General features: G+C 62.1%; 12 protein-coding genes and 2 pseudogenes. 7 read left to right on the top strand and 7 right to left on the bottom strand.

Going from position 1 to position 15,341, the window contains the following annotated elements; all coding sequences use genetic code 11:
* The first annotated feature begins 18 nt into the window (after window positions 1–18).
* From U5G49_RS09950 to U5G49_RS09940, 3 genes are all read left to right on the top strand, one after another.
* Window positions 19–699: a peroxiredoxin-like family protein gene (locus tag U5G49_RS09950; protein ID WP_193442248.1), complete on the top strand. Its 681-nt coding sequence runs from the start codon at window positions 19–21 to the stop codon at window positions 697–699.
* 111 nt (window positions 700–810) lie between these two features.
* Window positions 811–1,152: a hypothetical protein gene (locus tag U5G49_RS09945; RefSeq protein WP_193442246.1), complete on the top strand. Its 342-nt coding sequence runs from the start codon at window positions 811–813 to the stop codon at window positions 1,150–1,152.
* Between the two features lie 160 nt (window positions 1,153–1,312).
* Entirely contained in the window at window positions 1,313–1,840 is a 528-nt protein-coding gene (locus tag U5G49_RS09940) for a YidB family protein (RefSeq protein ID WP_018445331.1), read from the top strand.
* 28 nt (window positions 1,841–1,868) lie between these two features.
* Here the strand turns inward: U5G49_RS09940 and U5G49_RS09935 are convergent.
* Window positions 1,869–3,376, bottom strand: a pseudogene (locus U5G49_RS09935) (winged helix-turn-helix domain-containing tetratricopeptide repeat protein).
* Window positions 3,377–3,524: 148 nt separating this feature from the next.
* Between U5G49_RS09935 and U5G49_RS09930 the strand changes: the two are divergent.
* From U5G49_RS09930 to U5G49_RS09920, 3 genes are all read left to right on the top strand, one after another.
* A complete protein-coding gene (locus tag U5G49_RS09930; protein WP_193442244.1) occupies window positions 3,525–4,691 on the top strand; it encodes an MFS transporter in 1,167 nt (388 codons plus the stop codon).
* 115 nt (window positions 4,692–4,806) lie between these two features.
* A complete protein-coding gene (locus tag U5G49_RS09925) occupies window positions 4,807–5,295 on the top strand; it encodes a MarR family winged helix-turn-helix transcriptional regulator (protein WP_193442241.1) in 489 nt (162 codons plus the stop codon).
* Window positions 5,295–5,975 (top strand): GNAT family N-acetyltransferase, encoded by a 681-nt coding sequence (locus U5G49_RS09920; protein ID WP_193442468.1) that lies wholly within the window; start codon window positions 5,295–5,297, stop codon window positions 5,973–5,975. Before U5G49_RS09925 ends, U5G49_RS09920 begins: the two co-directional genes overlap by 1 nt.
* A 14-nt stretch (window positions 5,976–5,989) precedes the next feature.
* On the opposite strand, the gene U5G49_RS09915 is transcribed toward U5G49_RS09920, so the two are convergent.
* Window positions 5,990–8,836 (bottom strand): M16 family metallopeptidase, encoded by a 2,847-nt coding sequence (locus tag U5G49_RS09915; protein ID WP_193442470.1) that lies wholly within the window; start codon window positions 8,834–8,836, stop codon window positions 5,990–5,992.
* 302 nt (window positions 8,837–9,138) lie between these two features.
* Between U5G49_RS09915 and U5G49_RS09910 the strand changes: the two are divergent.
* A pseudogene (locus tag U5G49_RS09910) lies at window positions 9,139–10,028 on the top strand (substrate-binding domain-containing protein).
* Window positions 10,029–10,100: 72 nt separating this feature from the next.
* Here U5G49_RS09910 and U5G49_RS09905 read toward each other — a convergent pair.
* The 5 genes from U5G49_RS09905 to U5G49_RS09885 are packed head-to-tail and all read right to left on the bottom strand — an operon-like array spanning window position 10,101 to window position 15,195.
* A complete protein-coding gene (locus tag U5G49_RS09905; protein WP_193442239.1) occupies window positions 10,101–11,366 on the bottom strand; it encodes an ABC transporter substrate-binding protein in 1,266 nt (421 codons plus the stop codon).
* Window positions 11,367–11,392: 26 nt separating this feature from the next.
* Window positions 11,393–12,229, bottom strand: a complete 837-nt coding sequence (locus U5G49_RS09900; RefSeq protein WP_193442237.1) for a carbohydrate ABC transporter permease — start codon at window positions 12,227–12,229, stop codon at window positions 11,393–11,395.
* Complete coding sequence (locus tag U5G49_RS09895) at window positions 12,226–13,149, bottom strand: carbohydrate ABC transporter permease (protein WP_193442235.1); 924 nt, start codon at window positions 13,147–13,149, stop codon at window positions 12,226–12,228. The genes U5G49_RS09900 and U5G49_RS09895 overlap by 4 nt, the downstream gene beginning before the upstream one ends.
* Window positions 13,142–14,368 carry an ABC transporter ATP-binding protein gene (locus U5G49_RS09890; protein WP_193442233.1) on the bottom strand — a complete coding sequence of 409 codons (1,227 nt, stop codon included), beginning with the start codon at window positions 14,366–14,368 and terminating at the stop codon, window positions 13,142–13,144. The genes U5G49_RS09895 and U5G49_RS09890 overlap by 8 nt, the downstream gene beginning before the upstream one ends.
* A complete protein-coding gene (locus tag U5G49_RS09885; protein WP_113544170.1) occupies window positions 14,365–15,195 on the bottom strand; it encodes a metallophosphoesterase family protein in 831 nt (276 codons plus the stop codon). Before U5G49_RS09885 ends, U5G49_RS09890 begins: the two co-directional genes overlap by 4 nt.
* Window positions 15,196–15,341 lie beyond the last annotated feature (146 nt).

Raw genomic sequence — 15,341 nt, 5'->3', positions numbered from 1 at the left:
TAAAGGGAGGAACGAAACATGCAGGAGAACCACGCCGGAAGACCGCTAAAGCCGGGAGATCGCGCGCCGAACGTGGTGCTGGACGCAATCACCCGCCAGGGCAAGGTCGCCATCGACGATTTTCGCGGCCAGAAACCGGTGCTCGTCGGCTTGTTCCGCGGACTGCATTGCCCGTTCTGTCGCCGGCAGATTGCCGCCATGGCCGAACTCACCGATGCCTTGCAGGAGAAAGGCATCGACAGCCTGACCGTTGTCAACACGCCGATCGACCGCGCTCGCCTCTATTTCCGCTACCATCCGCTTCCCAATCTGCTGGCGGCCTCGGATCCGGAACGGGTATCGCACAAGGCCTTCGGCCTGCCGAACCTTCAGTTCACCGAAGACGAGAATGACTGGCCGCACAAAATCAGCATGAGTGCGGTGACGTCGATGCGCATCGACATGCCGGACGAGCTTCCAGCGCCCATGGACCTGATGGCGGCGGTGGACTACCTCGACAAGGCGGACGGCTATGAATTCACCGAGGACGACAAGCAGATGATCGCCACCGGCCACGGCCAACTTGTCGGCGAATTCCTGCTCGATCGGGATGGAATCGTGCGCTGGTGTTTCACGGAAGTGGAGGAGGATGGTCGCCATATGTTCGGCGGTCCCGCCCCTCGGGAAGTGATGTCGGCAGCGTCGAATATGGCTGTTTGAAGCGAATGATCTGGGACGGCGCGGCGTGCCCGCGCCCATTCCACTTATCTTGAGGAACAAAACTCGCATGTCGATGTTGTCCTTGCGATGGCATGGCCATGGGAGGTACTCATGCGGAAATCACTTCAGTTCATACTCATCGGCTCGGCGGCCTTAATCGGGTTGACGATCTCGCCGACTATCGCGGCGGCGCAAGATTTGGAGTTGCGTGTCGGCCCCGGTGGCCTCGGCGTTTACGAACGTGATCGCGACCCTGATCGATATGACCGATATGACCGGCGCAGACCACGGGGCTGCGATCCTGACGACGCTCTCGACATCGCACGCAGCGAAGGGTTTCGCAGGGCACAGATCGTACGCATGTCTTCCCGCACTATCGTTGTGCAAGGGATGACGCGCCGTGGACCGGAACGAATGACCTTTGCAAACAGGCGAGGTTGCCCGGAAATCTGAACGCTGCGTGAGCAATGAGGTGGACGGCCGGGCCTTCGAGGCCGCAAACGAATGCGGACGGCGCGGCCTTGTTTCCAAACCGGCGCGGAACCTTTGAGCACTCAGGACATTGCGTCCTTGCGGCGCGCCGCGCTGCAGGAGCACCATAGGAGGATTCATCATGATGAGCGGTCAATTGAAGGCGCTTCTCGCCGTCCTTGCCGTTGCCGGCTACCAAAACAGAGACAAGATCGGGGAGCTCCTGCGGGGCATCCAGAACCCTCAGCAGGCGGGCGCAGGAAACCAGCAGCCCGGCGGACTTGGGGGCCTTCTTGGCGGACTGGGCGGCTCGGGTGGTCTCGGCGGCCTTCTCGGTGGGCTGACATCAGGCGGTATCGTCAGCGGTGGTCTCGGCGACCTGCTGAAGACGTTTCAGCAGAATGGTCAGGGTGACAAGGTGGAGTCGTGGATACAGCCCGGTCCGAATGCCGACATCGATGACGGCCAGCTCGCGGAAGCACTAGGTCCGGACGTTCTCAACGAGATCGCTGCCAATACCGGCCTTTCGCATCAAGAGATTCTTGGGCGACTGAAGCGCGATCTTCCCAAAGCTGTCGACGACCTGACCCCGAACGGAAAACTGCCCACCGCCGAAGAGGACTTTTTGTCTTCCGCGAGCCAATCAACTGCGCGGCCCGGCACCGTCTAGATCGAGCCGTCTTCGAGGCACGCCGGCGTCACCCCGGAAGCCCCGCCTTGCGGTAGCCGTCAACGAAATGCTCAAGCGTCCGAGCGTCGCGGAAGGGTTCCGTCGCCGCCCAGTGGCGGGTTGAAAAATGCGGGTTGGCGACGAGGAACAGTTCGGCCTCGGCGCGAGCCTCGTCGAGCCGGCCCAGTTGGGCAAGACTTGCCGCCAGGAAACGGCGTGAGCTTGTCCGATAGGTCTCGTCCCTGCGCAGCGTCTCGACGGCGGCTTCGTACTGGCCGGCGGCATATTGCGCCTGGCCGAGCGCCAGATAATACCAGCTTGCCGGAAATGGGTTCAGCCGGAAGGCCTTGGCGATATGCTCAAGGCCCTCTCCGACCCGCCCGACCAAGACCGCAATGTCGGATAGTGCCGCAAAGGTGTCGGCCTCGTTCGGGTCGAGTTCGATCGCCTTGGCGAATTCCGCATCCGCCTCGGCAAAGCTGCGCTCATAGGCAAGCAGGTATGCCAGGATCCAGCGGCAGCCGGCATCATTGGGATCGATCATTACCGCTTTGCGCGCCAGCTCCAATGCAAGGCTACGGGTGGGTTGCGTTGGTCCGCCGGAATGCACCTCTCCCATCCAGTGGTTCATGGCAAGCCAGCGATAGGCCTCGGCATAGTTGGGATCGAGGGAAATCGCGCGCGTCAGCATCAGATGCGCTTCTCGCGCCGTCTGCGGCGTATCATCCATCAGCCTGCGCGCCCGCACGCAGAGATCGTAAGCCTCGAGATTTTTGGGCCGATTGCGCGACGGCGGTGCCCGCAGCCTCCCGAGCAGCGCTTCGACGATCTTGCCAGTCACCTCGTCCTGAACGGCAAAGATATCTTCGAGGCTGCGATCGAAGCGTTCCGCCCATAGATGATCGCCACTTGCCGCATCGACCAGCTTAGCATTGACGCGCACGTGCCCTGCTACGCGTCTTGCGCTTCCCTCCAGCAGGTAGCGCACGCCGAGCTCCTCGGCGACCCCGCCTACGTCCCTCGCCTTTCCCTTATAGGCGAAGGCCGAGTTGCGGGCGATGACGAACAGGCCCGGCATCCTGGACAGGTCGGTGATCAGGTCTTCGGTCAGCCCATCCGTGAAGGATTCCTGTTCGGGATCGTTGCTGATATTCACGAAGGGCAGCACCGCGATCGATGGTTTGTCAGGCAGCGGCAAAGGTTTTCGCTTCACGCCGCCAAGTTGATTGATGGCGCCTATGAAGCGGTAGCCGAGCGCGGCACCGTGGAGATCCATTCGCCGCCGTCACCGGTCGGACCGAGCAACTTGCGCAGCTGCGCGATCTGAACGGTGAGGTTGCCTTCCTCGACCGCCCTGCCCGGCCACGCCGCATCCATCAACTCAGCCTTGCCAAGGATTTCGCCGGGCCGCCCGACGAGTGCGGCAAGCAGCATTACCCCGCGGTGGCCAACGGCAACGGGATCATCGTTCCGAAGAAGCGTTCCCGCGGCCGGATCAAGCACGAATGGTCCAAAGGCAAAACGCGATCCCTGCATGGGGCACATCTATAGTCCCTTTGGACGTTTTTGAGAACTTTTTGGGAAAGCTTAAGTACGGCACTCCCGGCCTCCTGCAGAATTCATCCTCTTTGACGTTGAGGCTTTCTCGGCCCTTCAAACCATACGGTCTGACGAGGACATCTGCATGACTGCTGAAAGCATCACATCAGCGCGCACGGATCGGATCCCATGGGCCGCCATGGCGGGCATCATCGCGACCGTCACGGTATTCGCCGTGGCACAGGGGCTGACCTATCCGCTGCTCAGCTTCATCCTGGAGCGGCAGGGAACGACATCGGGCCTGATCGGCCTGTCGGCGGCAATGACGCCGTTGGGCTTTATCCTATCCGCGCCCTTCATTCCGGCGCTGTCGCAGTGCCTGGGCGGGGCGCGGCTGGCGATCCTGTGTTCGATCCTGGCTGCCCTCACCCTGATTACGATTGCCTGGATGCAGGACATCTGGGCCTGGATGCCGCTGCGCTTCCTGCTCGGCTTCTTCGCCAATTCGCTTTACGTGATCAGCGAGACCTGGCTGATCTCGATCACGCCGGCGCCGCGCCGGGGCAGGATCATGGGCCTCTATTCATCGATCGTTTCGGGTGGCTTCGCCATCGGCCCACTGTCGCTCGGCCTCACTGGCACCGAGGGATGGCCGCCCTTCATGATCGGCATTACGGCCTTTCTTCTCTGCGGCCTGATCGTGCTTGCCGTCGCCGCGCGCCTGCCCGAGATGCCTAACGAAGGCGAAGCAACCTCGGTCGGAGGCTTCTTCGCACTGGCGCCGCTGCTGCTGTTTGCGGTTTTCACGGCCGCCGCCTTCGAGCAGATTCTGCTTTCCCTGTTCGCGGTCTATGGCGCAGCACTCGGCAGCGCCGAGGGACGCATCGCGTCGCTCATCACCTGTTTCATCGCAGGCAATGCCGCGCTGCAGATTTTGCTCGGGCGGGTCGCCGAACGGTTCGGCTCGACGCGGATGATGTTATTCTGCGTCCTGGCTTGCCTGGCCGGCTGCCTGCTGCTGCCGTCGGTCTTCACCACGTGGCTTATCTGGCCGCTGGTTTTCGTCTGGGGCGGGGTCTCGTTCGGGATCTACACCCTGTCGCTGATCCAGCTTGGCGAGCGTTTCACCGGTCAAGCCCTGATCGCCGGTAACGCGGCCTTCGCCTTGGTATGGGGCATCGGCGGCATCGTCGGCTCGCCCGCGACAGGACTGGCGATGCAACTGATCGGACATCAGGGTCTGCCATTGTCCCTTGGCTTGCCCAGCTGCGTGCTGGCGGTGTTTCTGATGGCCAGGACATGGCGGGGCTGATAGAGGCACTTGCTCGTGCTACCCTTCCCCTGGTCTCATCTGCCGACCACCTTCGAAGAATTGCAATTTAATTCATAACATGTTATATAACATCCAATGCAAATGGAGAGTCGGCATGGTCGAGGATGTAGTCCGGACGCTGGGGTTTCTCTGCATGGGCAGCCGGCTGCGGCGCATCGGAGAAAGGCTGCAGGCCGATACGCAGCAGGTCATCGACGAGGCCGGTCTCAGCATCCAGGCGGGCCAGTATCCGTTCCTTGCAGCGATCGACCGCGCCGGACCGCTGACGATCGGAGAGCTTGCGCAGGCGGTGGGCATCACCCAGCCCGGCGCAACGCGGACGACCGGCCAGCTTCTCGAACTCGGTTACGTCGACATGCAGCCGGCGCCGGACGATCAGCGTCGCAGGCTGGTCTCGCTGACCGACAAGGGACAGGAGCTCGTCGATCATTCGAAGAAGGTGATCTGGCCGCGCATCGCCGCCGCCGTTGCCGATCTCTGCGGCGATCTCGACGGGCCGATCCTCGAACAGCTCGCCGCCATCGAGGACGGGCTTGCGGCGGCGCCGCTTGCGCGCCGCAGCCCTGTCAAGGAGGAAGGATGATGAAACATATTCTCGACCGGCCGATCTGGAGCGCACTGGAGACCGCGCATGCCGACCTTGCCGAAGGCAATGAGAAGGCACGGCGATACCCGCCGTCAATCGTCCCCTTCGCGGCCTCCGCCGACGATGCGCCGGAAAGCCTCGACGCCCTGGAGGAACTGCCGGCGCCGGAGGAGAGCATGATCCTCGTCGAAGCCGGGCCGATCGCCATTCCACCGAGCCTGGCTATCGTCACAGAGGCATCGGTAGTCCAGATGGTGGCCGAGCGGCCCCATGAGAGGATTTCAGATCCCCGCATCGAGCCCCTGACGGAAACCGATGCCGCCGACATGCTGGCGCTGGCGACACTGACCAAACCCGGGCCGTTCACCCTGAGAGCCCAGAGCCTCGGCAGCTTCTGGGGGATCAGAAGCGAGGGCCGCCTGGTGGCGATGGTCGGCCAGCGGATGCGGCAGACTGGCTTTACCGAGCTTAGCGGGCTTTGCACCCATCCCGATTTCCAGGGGCGCGGCCTCGGCACCCTGCTCTTCCGTTTCATCGCCGGCGAAATCGCATCCACCGGCGACACGGCCTATCTGCATGCCTATGCGGCGAATACATCCGCCATTTCCCTCTACGAAACCCAGGGCTTCGCTCTTCGCTCGGAAATGAACATGCGCGTGGTCAAACGCCGTTCGTGAGCGGTGCTCACTACCTATCGTACCGCCGCCGGCAGCACCTCGAATTTCCAGAATTTTTCAGGGCTGAAATAGGCCGTGGCAAACGCGCGGATATCCCCGGCAGTGACCTTGCCGTAGCCACTGAGACTATCGCGTATCCGGTCTAAACGACGCGAATCCTCTTGGGCGTGGTGCAGGTATGCGATCCAATATTCGTTGCTCTGCTGCTGATGCTTCAATGTCTCGATGATGGGTTCCCGGGCGCGCGCGAGCTCGTCTTCGGAGACGTCATGCGACCGCAGATCATTGGCGGTCTCGTCGACAAGTGCATAGAAGCGCGCAACCTTTGCCGGGTCGGTCTCGACGTAGAAATATGCGTAGCCGTAGCCCGGGATTTCCCTTGACAGGTCAACGTCGCCCTGCACGGCATAGCTTGAGCCTTCTGCAATGCGAAACTGGTCGATCAGCCTGTTTTGGATAATCTGGGTGGCAATATTGGCGGTGAAGGACCGCGGCAGATCGGAGAGCAAATCGCCGATGGAAGCTCCTACCGCGGCGGCGGCGTTATCCGCCCTGCCGTTATGGGTCTGCAAGACGGGCTTCTCGGTCGTCGCCGGAAAGCGCACGTCGTCCCGATCGTTGCTCAAGGCCGCCTCCGGGCGCGGCGGTAAAGCGCCAAAGGTTTCAGCCGTCAGCCGGATTGCGTCGTCCACGGTTACGTCGCCGACGATGGTGATGTCGATCGGGCCATTGGAAACCATAGGCCGGAACAGCGTCGCGAATTCGTCTGGCTTGGCGGCGGACAACTGCGCGCGGTCGGGGAAGGTCCAGCGCGGGTCGCCGGAATGCACGAGACCTGCGAAATCGCGGCTGAAAACGCCGCCGGGCGACGCGTCATACTGATCGAGGCCGCTCAAATAGGCCTGCTGCACACGCTTGAACACCTCGGGGCGATAGGCGGGATCGGAGGTGTATGCGCTCATCAGCTGCAGCTGCGTCGCAAGATCTTCAGTCCGTGTACGACCGTCGAACCTGAAGGAACTGTCGCCGACCGAGAAGTCGACGCCGACAATGTTGGCCGTCAGCGCTTTCTGTATATCCTGGTAATCCATAGCCTTTACGCCAGACAGCACGACGGCCGGAGATGCCCAGATCGCGGCGGAACGGTCGTGCGGCAGGTCCAACCGACCGCGGCCGATATCTTCGCGCACCAGCACTTCATTGGCACGCAGCTTGGTTGGCTTGACGGTAAGCCGTACGCCGTTGGAAAAGCGCAACATGGTCAAGCCGAGATCTTCAACCGCACGACGCTCGACCACAGCGCCCGGTTCGCCGAAATGGGTGTAGGGCCAGGCCACGTCAGTTGCACCGGATGGTGCCGAGACGGCAATGGCCTTTGAAGCCTCATAGACCTGCCGAACCGTGTCGGCTCCGCCCTCAGGTGATTGGTCCGCCTGCAGCACGACCTGCGGACCGTTGCCGGAGAAAGCACGCTCCAGGGCCTGATTGACCTCATCCGCCGTGACGCCGTTCGTCATCGTCTCGAACATCGAGAGGTCTTCGGCGGGTGAGGTGAAGACTTGATCGTCATCGACGCTGCGAGCCAGCATGGAAGCAATGTCGGTGGTCATCCGCGTCGCGGCTCCGGCCGCAGCAGCTTGCAGGGCCGAGCGATATTCGCGGATTTCGCGATCGATCTCCGCCTGCGCAACGCCGAACTCCTGGATCCGGCGCTGTTCCTGGTCAATGGCAGTGAGCGCCGCCTGCCATTTGTCCGGCTCCGAATTCGCCGCGATCAGGACGACATGGGCGGAATCGAGGAGATCCTGGGAGCCGACGTCCGCACTGATGAAAGGGGCATCCGCCTTGCTGGCGATGGCGCTCACCCGACGTTTGAGCACCAGGAAACCGAGATCCTCAATAAGCCCAGCGCGGCGCTTGGCGAAGGTGTCAGGCGCGGCGTCATAGGGACGCGTCCAGGCGATCTGTATACTGGTCATGCCGCCGGGAACGACGATGACCTCGGCGCTTTCGCGTTTCGTCACAAGCGCGCCAAGATCCGCTTTTGTCGGCGCCGGACCCACGGCCTTCCAGTCGCCGAAGCGCTGCCGGATCTCGACTTCCATGGCGGCGGAGTCGATATCGCCCACCACTATCAGCGTTGCCCGATCGGGTCGGTAATTGGCCCGGTAAAAATCACGGACGAGCTCCACGGGCGCATTGCTGATGATGTCGGCTTTACCGATCGGTGCGCGCATGGTCGCGCGCTGGCCGGCGAGCAGCGAATTCATGATTCCGAGTGATGCGCGATACTGCGGCGTGTCGCGCAACCGCTCCTCCGACAGGATGACGCCGCGTTCGCGATCAAAGGCGCTGGCATTAAGGGTCAGCTCGCTCGCCGTGTCGCGCATAAGCATCAGGCCCGTCGAAATTGTGTCTGCGTCGACCTCGGGCAGATCGAGCGCATAGACGGTCTCGTCATAAGAGGTGTGGGCGTTGGTGTCCGGTCCAAAGGCCAAGCCCTTGCGCTGCAAGATACGGACCATCTCCCCTTCGGCGACATGTGTCGAACCCTTGAAGGCCATGTGCTCGAGAACATGCGCCAGGCCTTGCTGGTCGTCGTTTTCGTCGAGTGAACCCGAGCCAATGCGAAAGCGGATAGCTGCCTGTCCGGGCGGCGTGACATTGCGCATGATCGCAAACCGCATACCGTTGGCGAGCGTGCCAAAATGCACGTCGGACTCGGCTTGGATGTCGCTTTGCGTTTGCGGCCAGGGCACGGACGGGGTGTCCGCATAGGCTGGCAACGCGAAGTTTGCGACAAACGAGGCCGTCGCTAAAATCCGCCACGCCGTGGAGCATTCCATTTTTTTGTGAGACATTCTTGTCCAGGTGATGAGAATGAAGTGGGTAGATGGCGTCAACCTGACTATTCCACAGGTTGCATTCCCCAGCAACTTCCATGTGTGTGAATAAATAAGAAGTCGATAATTCTGCCTAGAACAGGATGATTTTAGGCCCGGTCGGCCTAAAATCTGAATCCTGTTCTACATTATATAGTTAGAGCATGATGTCGTCCGAAAACCGCTCACACTTTTCGGCATCATGCTCTGGGTGTCAGATCATTGTCATCGAACCCGCCTAAAGGATTGCGCCTCGATGCTGTCACCAGGAGGCGCTTTCGATGGCGACATTGGAGCAGGTCGCATTCCGGGCAGGCTGCTCGCTGGCGACCGCAAGCCGTGTCCTCAACCGCAACGGACCCGCCAGCGATTTGATGGGCTGATCCCGAGCATCACCAATCCGGTCTTTGCCTCGTCGCTGTCAAGCATCCAGAACCGCATGCTGGTGGCCGGCCACGGCGTCTTGATCGCCCAGTCGAATTACGATCCGGCGCGCGAGGCCGATGCCGTCGCCGCACTCTTGAACGACCGACCGACCGGGCTGATCCTCACTGTCTGCGATCCATCGACCAGCAAGGCACTGCTTGCGAAGCTGCCGCCCACCGTGCTGCTCAACAACCTGCCGACGGCGCAGTTTCCGGCGGCCGTTACCGCCGACAATCGCGGCGCGGGCCGCGAGATTGCGACATTCCTGATCAGCATGGGCCACAGCCGCATTCTGTTTGTCTCCGGCAATTTCGCCGCCTCCGACCGCGCCCATCTTCGCTACCGTGGTTATCTCGACGCGATGGCCGAGAACGGGCTGACACCCCTCGATGCGGTTCAGATCCCCTTTGTCAGCGGCTATGACCAGCTCGACCTTGGCGTCGCGATGAGCGCCCTTGCGCCGACGGCGATCATCGCCTCCAATGATCTCCTGGCGCTCGGCGTCATCGGTGCGCTGAAGCGCGAGGGGCTGTCGGTGCCTGGGGATGTTTCAGTCGCCGGCTTCGACGGCATCGCCATCGGCCGGCTGATCGATCCGCCGCTGACGACCATCGAAATGCCGGATGCCAGCATGGGCGCGACGGCTGCCTCGCTGCTGCTCGACATGGCGGAGAATGCCGCGCCCGCCCGCCATCTCGACGTCGCCTATACGCTTCGCCGCGGCGGCACGGTGCGCGCCATCTGACGCTTGCAAAACAGGAAGGCCGCCACAAGCTCGGCGTGGCGGCCCTGCCCTATTCCCAGTAAGTAAAGGCGATCAGCTGCGCGGCAGCATGTCCTCGACGTCAGCGGCTGCGTCGTCAAGCGCTTCCTTCGGTTCGGCCGACTGGTCGACGATGCGCGAGAGGTTGTCGACGATCGTCTGCGTGACCTTGACGCCGTTCGAGCCGGGGAAGGCATACCACGGGGTCATCACTGGCATCTGGCTGAGGCCTGCCTGGAACAGCGGGTTCTGCTTGTAGAAGTCGCCGAGATAGTCGACAGATTTCGCGGCGAGTTCGTTGTTCGGGACATAGCCGGTGCCGGGGACGACGACGGAGGCGCCGTAGGGGCCGGCAGCGAATTTGGCAAACTTCCAGGCAGCATCCTGCTTGGCGGCGTCATGCGTCAGGATGACGACGGCGTTGCCGCCGGTCGGCAGATGTCCATTCACCGGATCGATCAGCGGGATCTTTGCCGTGCGCAGATCGAACTTGTTGCCGACATTCTTGATCGTGTTGCGCAGCGCGCCGGTTGTCTGGAACTCGAAACCGACCTTGCCGGCTGCAAAAGCCTGTTCGCCGGCGGCCTTGGTGAACACAGGCATGCCGCCTTCGGTAACCAGGCGATGCAGGACCTCGACGGCCTTCTGGCCTTCCGGACCGTTGAAGGCGACCTTGCTTTCATCCTCGCTCAGCATCTTGCCGCCGGCGCCGAAGAGCAGCGCCGAAAACATCCAGTCATCGCCCTGCCAGCGGAAATCGATGCCATCGACACCATTGCCGAGCGCCTTGATCTTGCCGCCGAGCGCGATGACCTCATCCCAGGTTTTCGGCGGGTTTTCAGGGTCGCCACCGGCCGCCTTCACGAGATCGGCGTTGTAATACATGATCGGGTTCGAGGTCGCGAAAGCCAGGCCCACCTGCTTGCCCTTGACCTGGGCGAGCTTGAGGATCGTGTCGGAGAAGCCTTGCTCGGCCATGTTGCCGTCCTTCTGGACGAGCGGGCCAAGGTCGACGGCGACGTCGCGTTCGTCGAGCATGCGCAGGCGGTTGAGGCCGATGAAGGTGATATCGGGCATTTCGCTGGTGCCGACCTGGCGAAGGACCGTCTGGATGCCTTCTTCATAGGTGGCCGACGGGCTGGCGAACTGGATCTTGATATCGGGATTTTCTTCCATGAACTTCTTCGAGATCGTGTCCATCACGTCCTTGAAGAAGCCCGGCATCGGGTAATGAACCGTCAGCGTCGTCTCGGCATGCGCGGGAAGCGCGATTGCCATCGAGACGGCTGCTGCGGCGAGAAGCTGGGTGATATGTTTCATCGCTCGTTCTCCTGGGTTGAAACCGGTCAGCCTTTGAGACCGGTCATGGTGATGCCCTCGACGAAGCGCTTCTGCGCAAGCAGGAAGGCGATGACGAGGGGAAGGGTAATGATGAGGGTCGCCGCCATCAGCGCGCCGTAGTCGTCGCCGGCCTCGGCGGCGCGGAAATACATCAGGCCCAGCGGCGGGGTGGCGTAGTCCTGCTTGCTGATGACGATCAGCGGCCAGTAGAGATCGTTCCAATGGGCGACGACCGAAAAGATGGCGAAGGCGGTGACCGCCGGCCAGGCATTCGGCACGATGACGCGGGCGACAATGCCGAGTTCCGACATGCCATCGAGACGCGCGGCATGGATGAGGTCATCAGGCATGGCGCGGAAGAACTGCAGGAACATGAAGATCGCGAAGACCGAAATGGTGAAGGGCGCGACAAGGGCGGCATAGCTGTTGAGCAGCGCGGCGCGGTCGAAGGCGACATAAAGTGGCAGCGCGGTCGCATGAATCGGCACCAGCAGACCGAGCATGACAAGCACCATCATGGCGCGGGCAGCGCCGAAGCGCAGCTTCGCCATGGCGTAGGCGCAAGGGATCGCCACCAGCACCTGGAAGAAGAAGATCAGCCCGCAGACGACGACACCGTTCCACAAGAGCTGCGCCATCGGCACCCGGCTCAAGGCCTTGGTGAAATTCTCGACATAGGTCAGGTGCGCCGGGATCAGCGACAGCGACGAGGTGAAGATGTCGCTTTGGGCCTTGCCTGCCGTCGAGATCATGAAGACGTAGGGCGACAGGAAGATCATTGCGCCGAGGGAAAGCAGTGTCAGCCGGATGATTCTGCCGAGGGAAACAGCGCTCGTTATCATGTGTAATGCACCCGGCGATCGAGAACGCGGTACTGCAGGAACATCAGCACCACCAGGATCAACAGAAACACCACCGTCATCGCCGAGGCATAACCGACGCGCAGATAGACGAAGCCTTCCTGGTAGATCGTGAAGAGCAGCACTGCCGACGCCTTGTTCGGGCCGCCGTCGGTCAGCGTCTTCACCGTTTCGAAGACCTTGACTGAATTGGTGATACTGATGGTGATGACGAAAAGCGTCGTCGGCCCGAGCATCGGCCAGGTCACCAGCAAGAAGCGGTCGAGGGAGGATCTGGCCCCATCCACTTCGGCGGCCGCGTATAGCTCGCGCGGGATCGCCGTCAGTCCGGCAAGGAACAGCACCATGTTGAAGCCGGCCGATTGCCAGACGCCGATGATCGAGAGGCTGTAAAGCACCGTGCCGGAACTGCCCAGCCAGTTCGGGCCGGGAAGCCCGACAAGGGCCAGCAGTGCGTTGACCGGGCCGATTGTGGGGTGGAACATATATTGCCAGACGGTCGCCATGGCGACGATCAAGGAGGCGACCGGCAGGAAATAAGCGGTGCGGAAGAAGCTGCGCGCCTTGGTCTCGCTCTCGATCAGCATGGCAATGCCGAGACCGAGAAGGATCGAGATAGGTGCGACGATCGCGGTATAGACCGTCGTATTCCAGAGCGACTTGCGAAACGTCCGGTCAGTGATCAGGTGTGCGTAATTCTCGAAGCCGACGAAACGTAACTTGCCGTAGCCGAGTTCGAAATCAGTGAAGCCGAGCACGACGACGGCTGCGACCGGCAAAAGCACGAAGAGGAACAGCAGGGCCATCGCCGGCAGCACCAGCATCCAGGCGATGCGGGCCTCACTGCGCCGATGCGCAACGGCCGCATCGTGTGGCACGGCCATGGAGACGATGCTAGCCATGCGCCCTCTCCCGTGGGGCATCGCTTGAAGCAAGCCCGGCATCGCTGTTGGCGAGCCCGGCATCGGCGGCGCCGAGCCAGGCATCACCAGCAGCAACGCCGCCGGGCAGCCGGCTGCCGTCCTCGGCAAAGATCAGCGTACGGGCGGGCGAAAGCCGCAGCCCGACCGAATCGCCGACAACAAGGCCGGAGGCTTCCGACGGTTGAACCTTGGCGACGATAGTCTCGCCGATCGCTTCGAGCCGGCAATGGAGGATGACTTCGGAGCCCAGGAATTCGACGCGTTCGATCCGGGCGGCGAGGCCGTCATGCCGGTTTTTGGAAAGAAAGACGAATTCGGGGCGAATGGCGATCGTGACCGGCATCTTTCTGTCGGGTGCATTTTCAAGAGTCAGGCGCAGGCCGCCGCAGAGAATGACGCCGCCTTCGGCAAAGGCCGGCAGCAGGTTGATGCGCGGTTGGCCGATGAAGCGGGCGACCTCGATATGGGCGGGATCGTCATAGATGACCTCAGGGCTTGATATCTGCAGCAACTTTCCGCCCATCATCACGGCGACGCGGTCTGCCATCGACAGCGCTTCCGCCTGGTCGTGGGTGACATAGAGCGTCGGCACGCCGGCGCGGCGATGCAGGTCGACGATCTCGCCGCGGGCGTGGACACGCAGATTGGCGTCGAGGTTGGAGAGCGGCTCGTCCATCAGGAAGATGCTCGGCTGGCGCACCATGGCGCGGGCAAGCGCCACGCGCTGGCGCTGGCCGCCTGACATCTGGCCGGGCTTGCGGTCGAGCAGGTGATCGATCTTCAGTGATGTCGCCATATCCCTGACGTCGCGGGCAATCGCCGCACGGGTGGCGCGCTGGCCCGGCATCAACGACCCAATGAAGGGCAGCCGCTGCATTCTCGACAGCCGGCGCATCGCTAAGGGCACTGCAATGTTTTGTAACGCCGTCAGATGCGGATAGAGCGCGTAGGACTGAAAGACCATGGCAATGTTGCGGTCGGCGGCCGGAACGCCGGACATGTCCTGCCCGCCGATGAGGATCTCGCCGCGGTCGGCATGATCGAGGCCGGCAAGGACGCGCAGCAGCGTGCTCTTGCCGCAGCCGGAAGGGCCGACCAGCGCGATGAATTCACCGGCTCCGACATCCAGGCTGACGCCATCGAGGATCTGGTTGCCGCCGAAAGCCTTGGTGATGCCGCGAAGCGAGAGCGCGCTCATTCGACGGGTTCCCGCTGCTTCACCGCCTGGGGATAGACCTCGTGCACGACATCGTCGAGCACATATGCGGTCATGCCGGGAACGGCAACGACCGTGCTTTCAACTCTCGTATCGAATTTGTGGACGACTGCGCCGATCAGGCGTTCGCCCGGCATCTCGCGCTCCATCTTGTCGATGATGAAGGCGGCCGACGGACCCCATGTCAGCTGGGTATTGTCAAAGCGCCCCTGCCAGGCCCAGTGGAGATGGCCGCTCGCAAATAGCGCCACGTCATGAGCCGCGATCAGATCATAGAGCCGCCGGCGCTGAGCCGGGCGAACGCTCCAATATCCGGTATCGCCTTCGTCGGGGGCATCGACGAAGAGCGGCTTATGCGCGAACAGCGCCACGCGCTGGCCTCCCCTGTCTGAAAGCGCCCGGTGGAGCCATTCGAACTGAGCCTCCTCCTCGTCATCCTCATGACCGAGAAGCAATGAGTTCAATCCGATGAAGCGCCAGCCGGCCGCATCCTCCAGCCAGCGGTCGTCGCCGGCAAGGCTGCGCCAGCGGGACAGCCGCTCGGCATTGACAGGCTGGTCCGATCCCTTGAGGTGGCCGACATCGTGATTGCCGGGGACGATCAGCATCGGGATCGACACCTGGCGCATCAGATCCATCGAAAAGGTGATGTCTGCGTCTTTGTCGGCGCCGTCGACGGTGAGATCGCCGGTATGGACGATCAGGTCAGCGCCGGTCTCTTCGATCCAGGTCAGAAGCGGCGCCCAGTTGCCATTGAAATGCGGCTTGTCGGGGCTGAAATGGGTGTCGGTGATCTGAATGATTTTCATGGGCGCGTCTCCGAGACGTCGGCAGCGCGTCACCCGCGCCCCCTTCTCGTGCCCTCTCTAGAAGGCTCCCATGTCAATCACACACCTGATGTTTTCAGCTGTTTCTCAGTTTCGACATCAATCTGTCATGTAAGAAGAAGGCTGCC

Source organism: Rhizobium indigoferae (assembly GCF_034554815.1).
Lineage (GTDB): Bacteria > Pseudomonadota > Alphaproteobacteria > Rhizobiales > Rhizobiaceae > Rhizobium > Rhizobium leguminosarum.
This window is presented reverse-complemented; position numbering and strand designations above follow the sequence as displayed.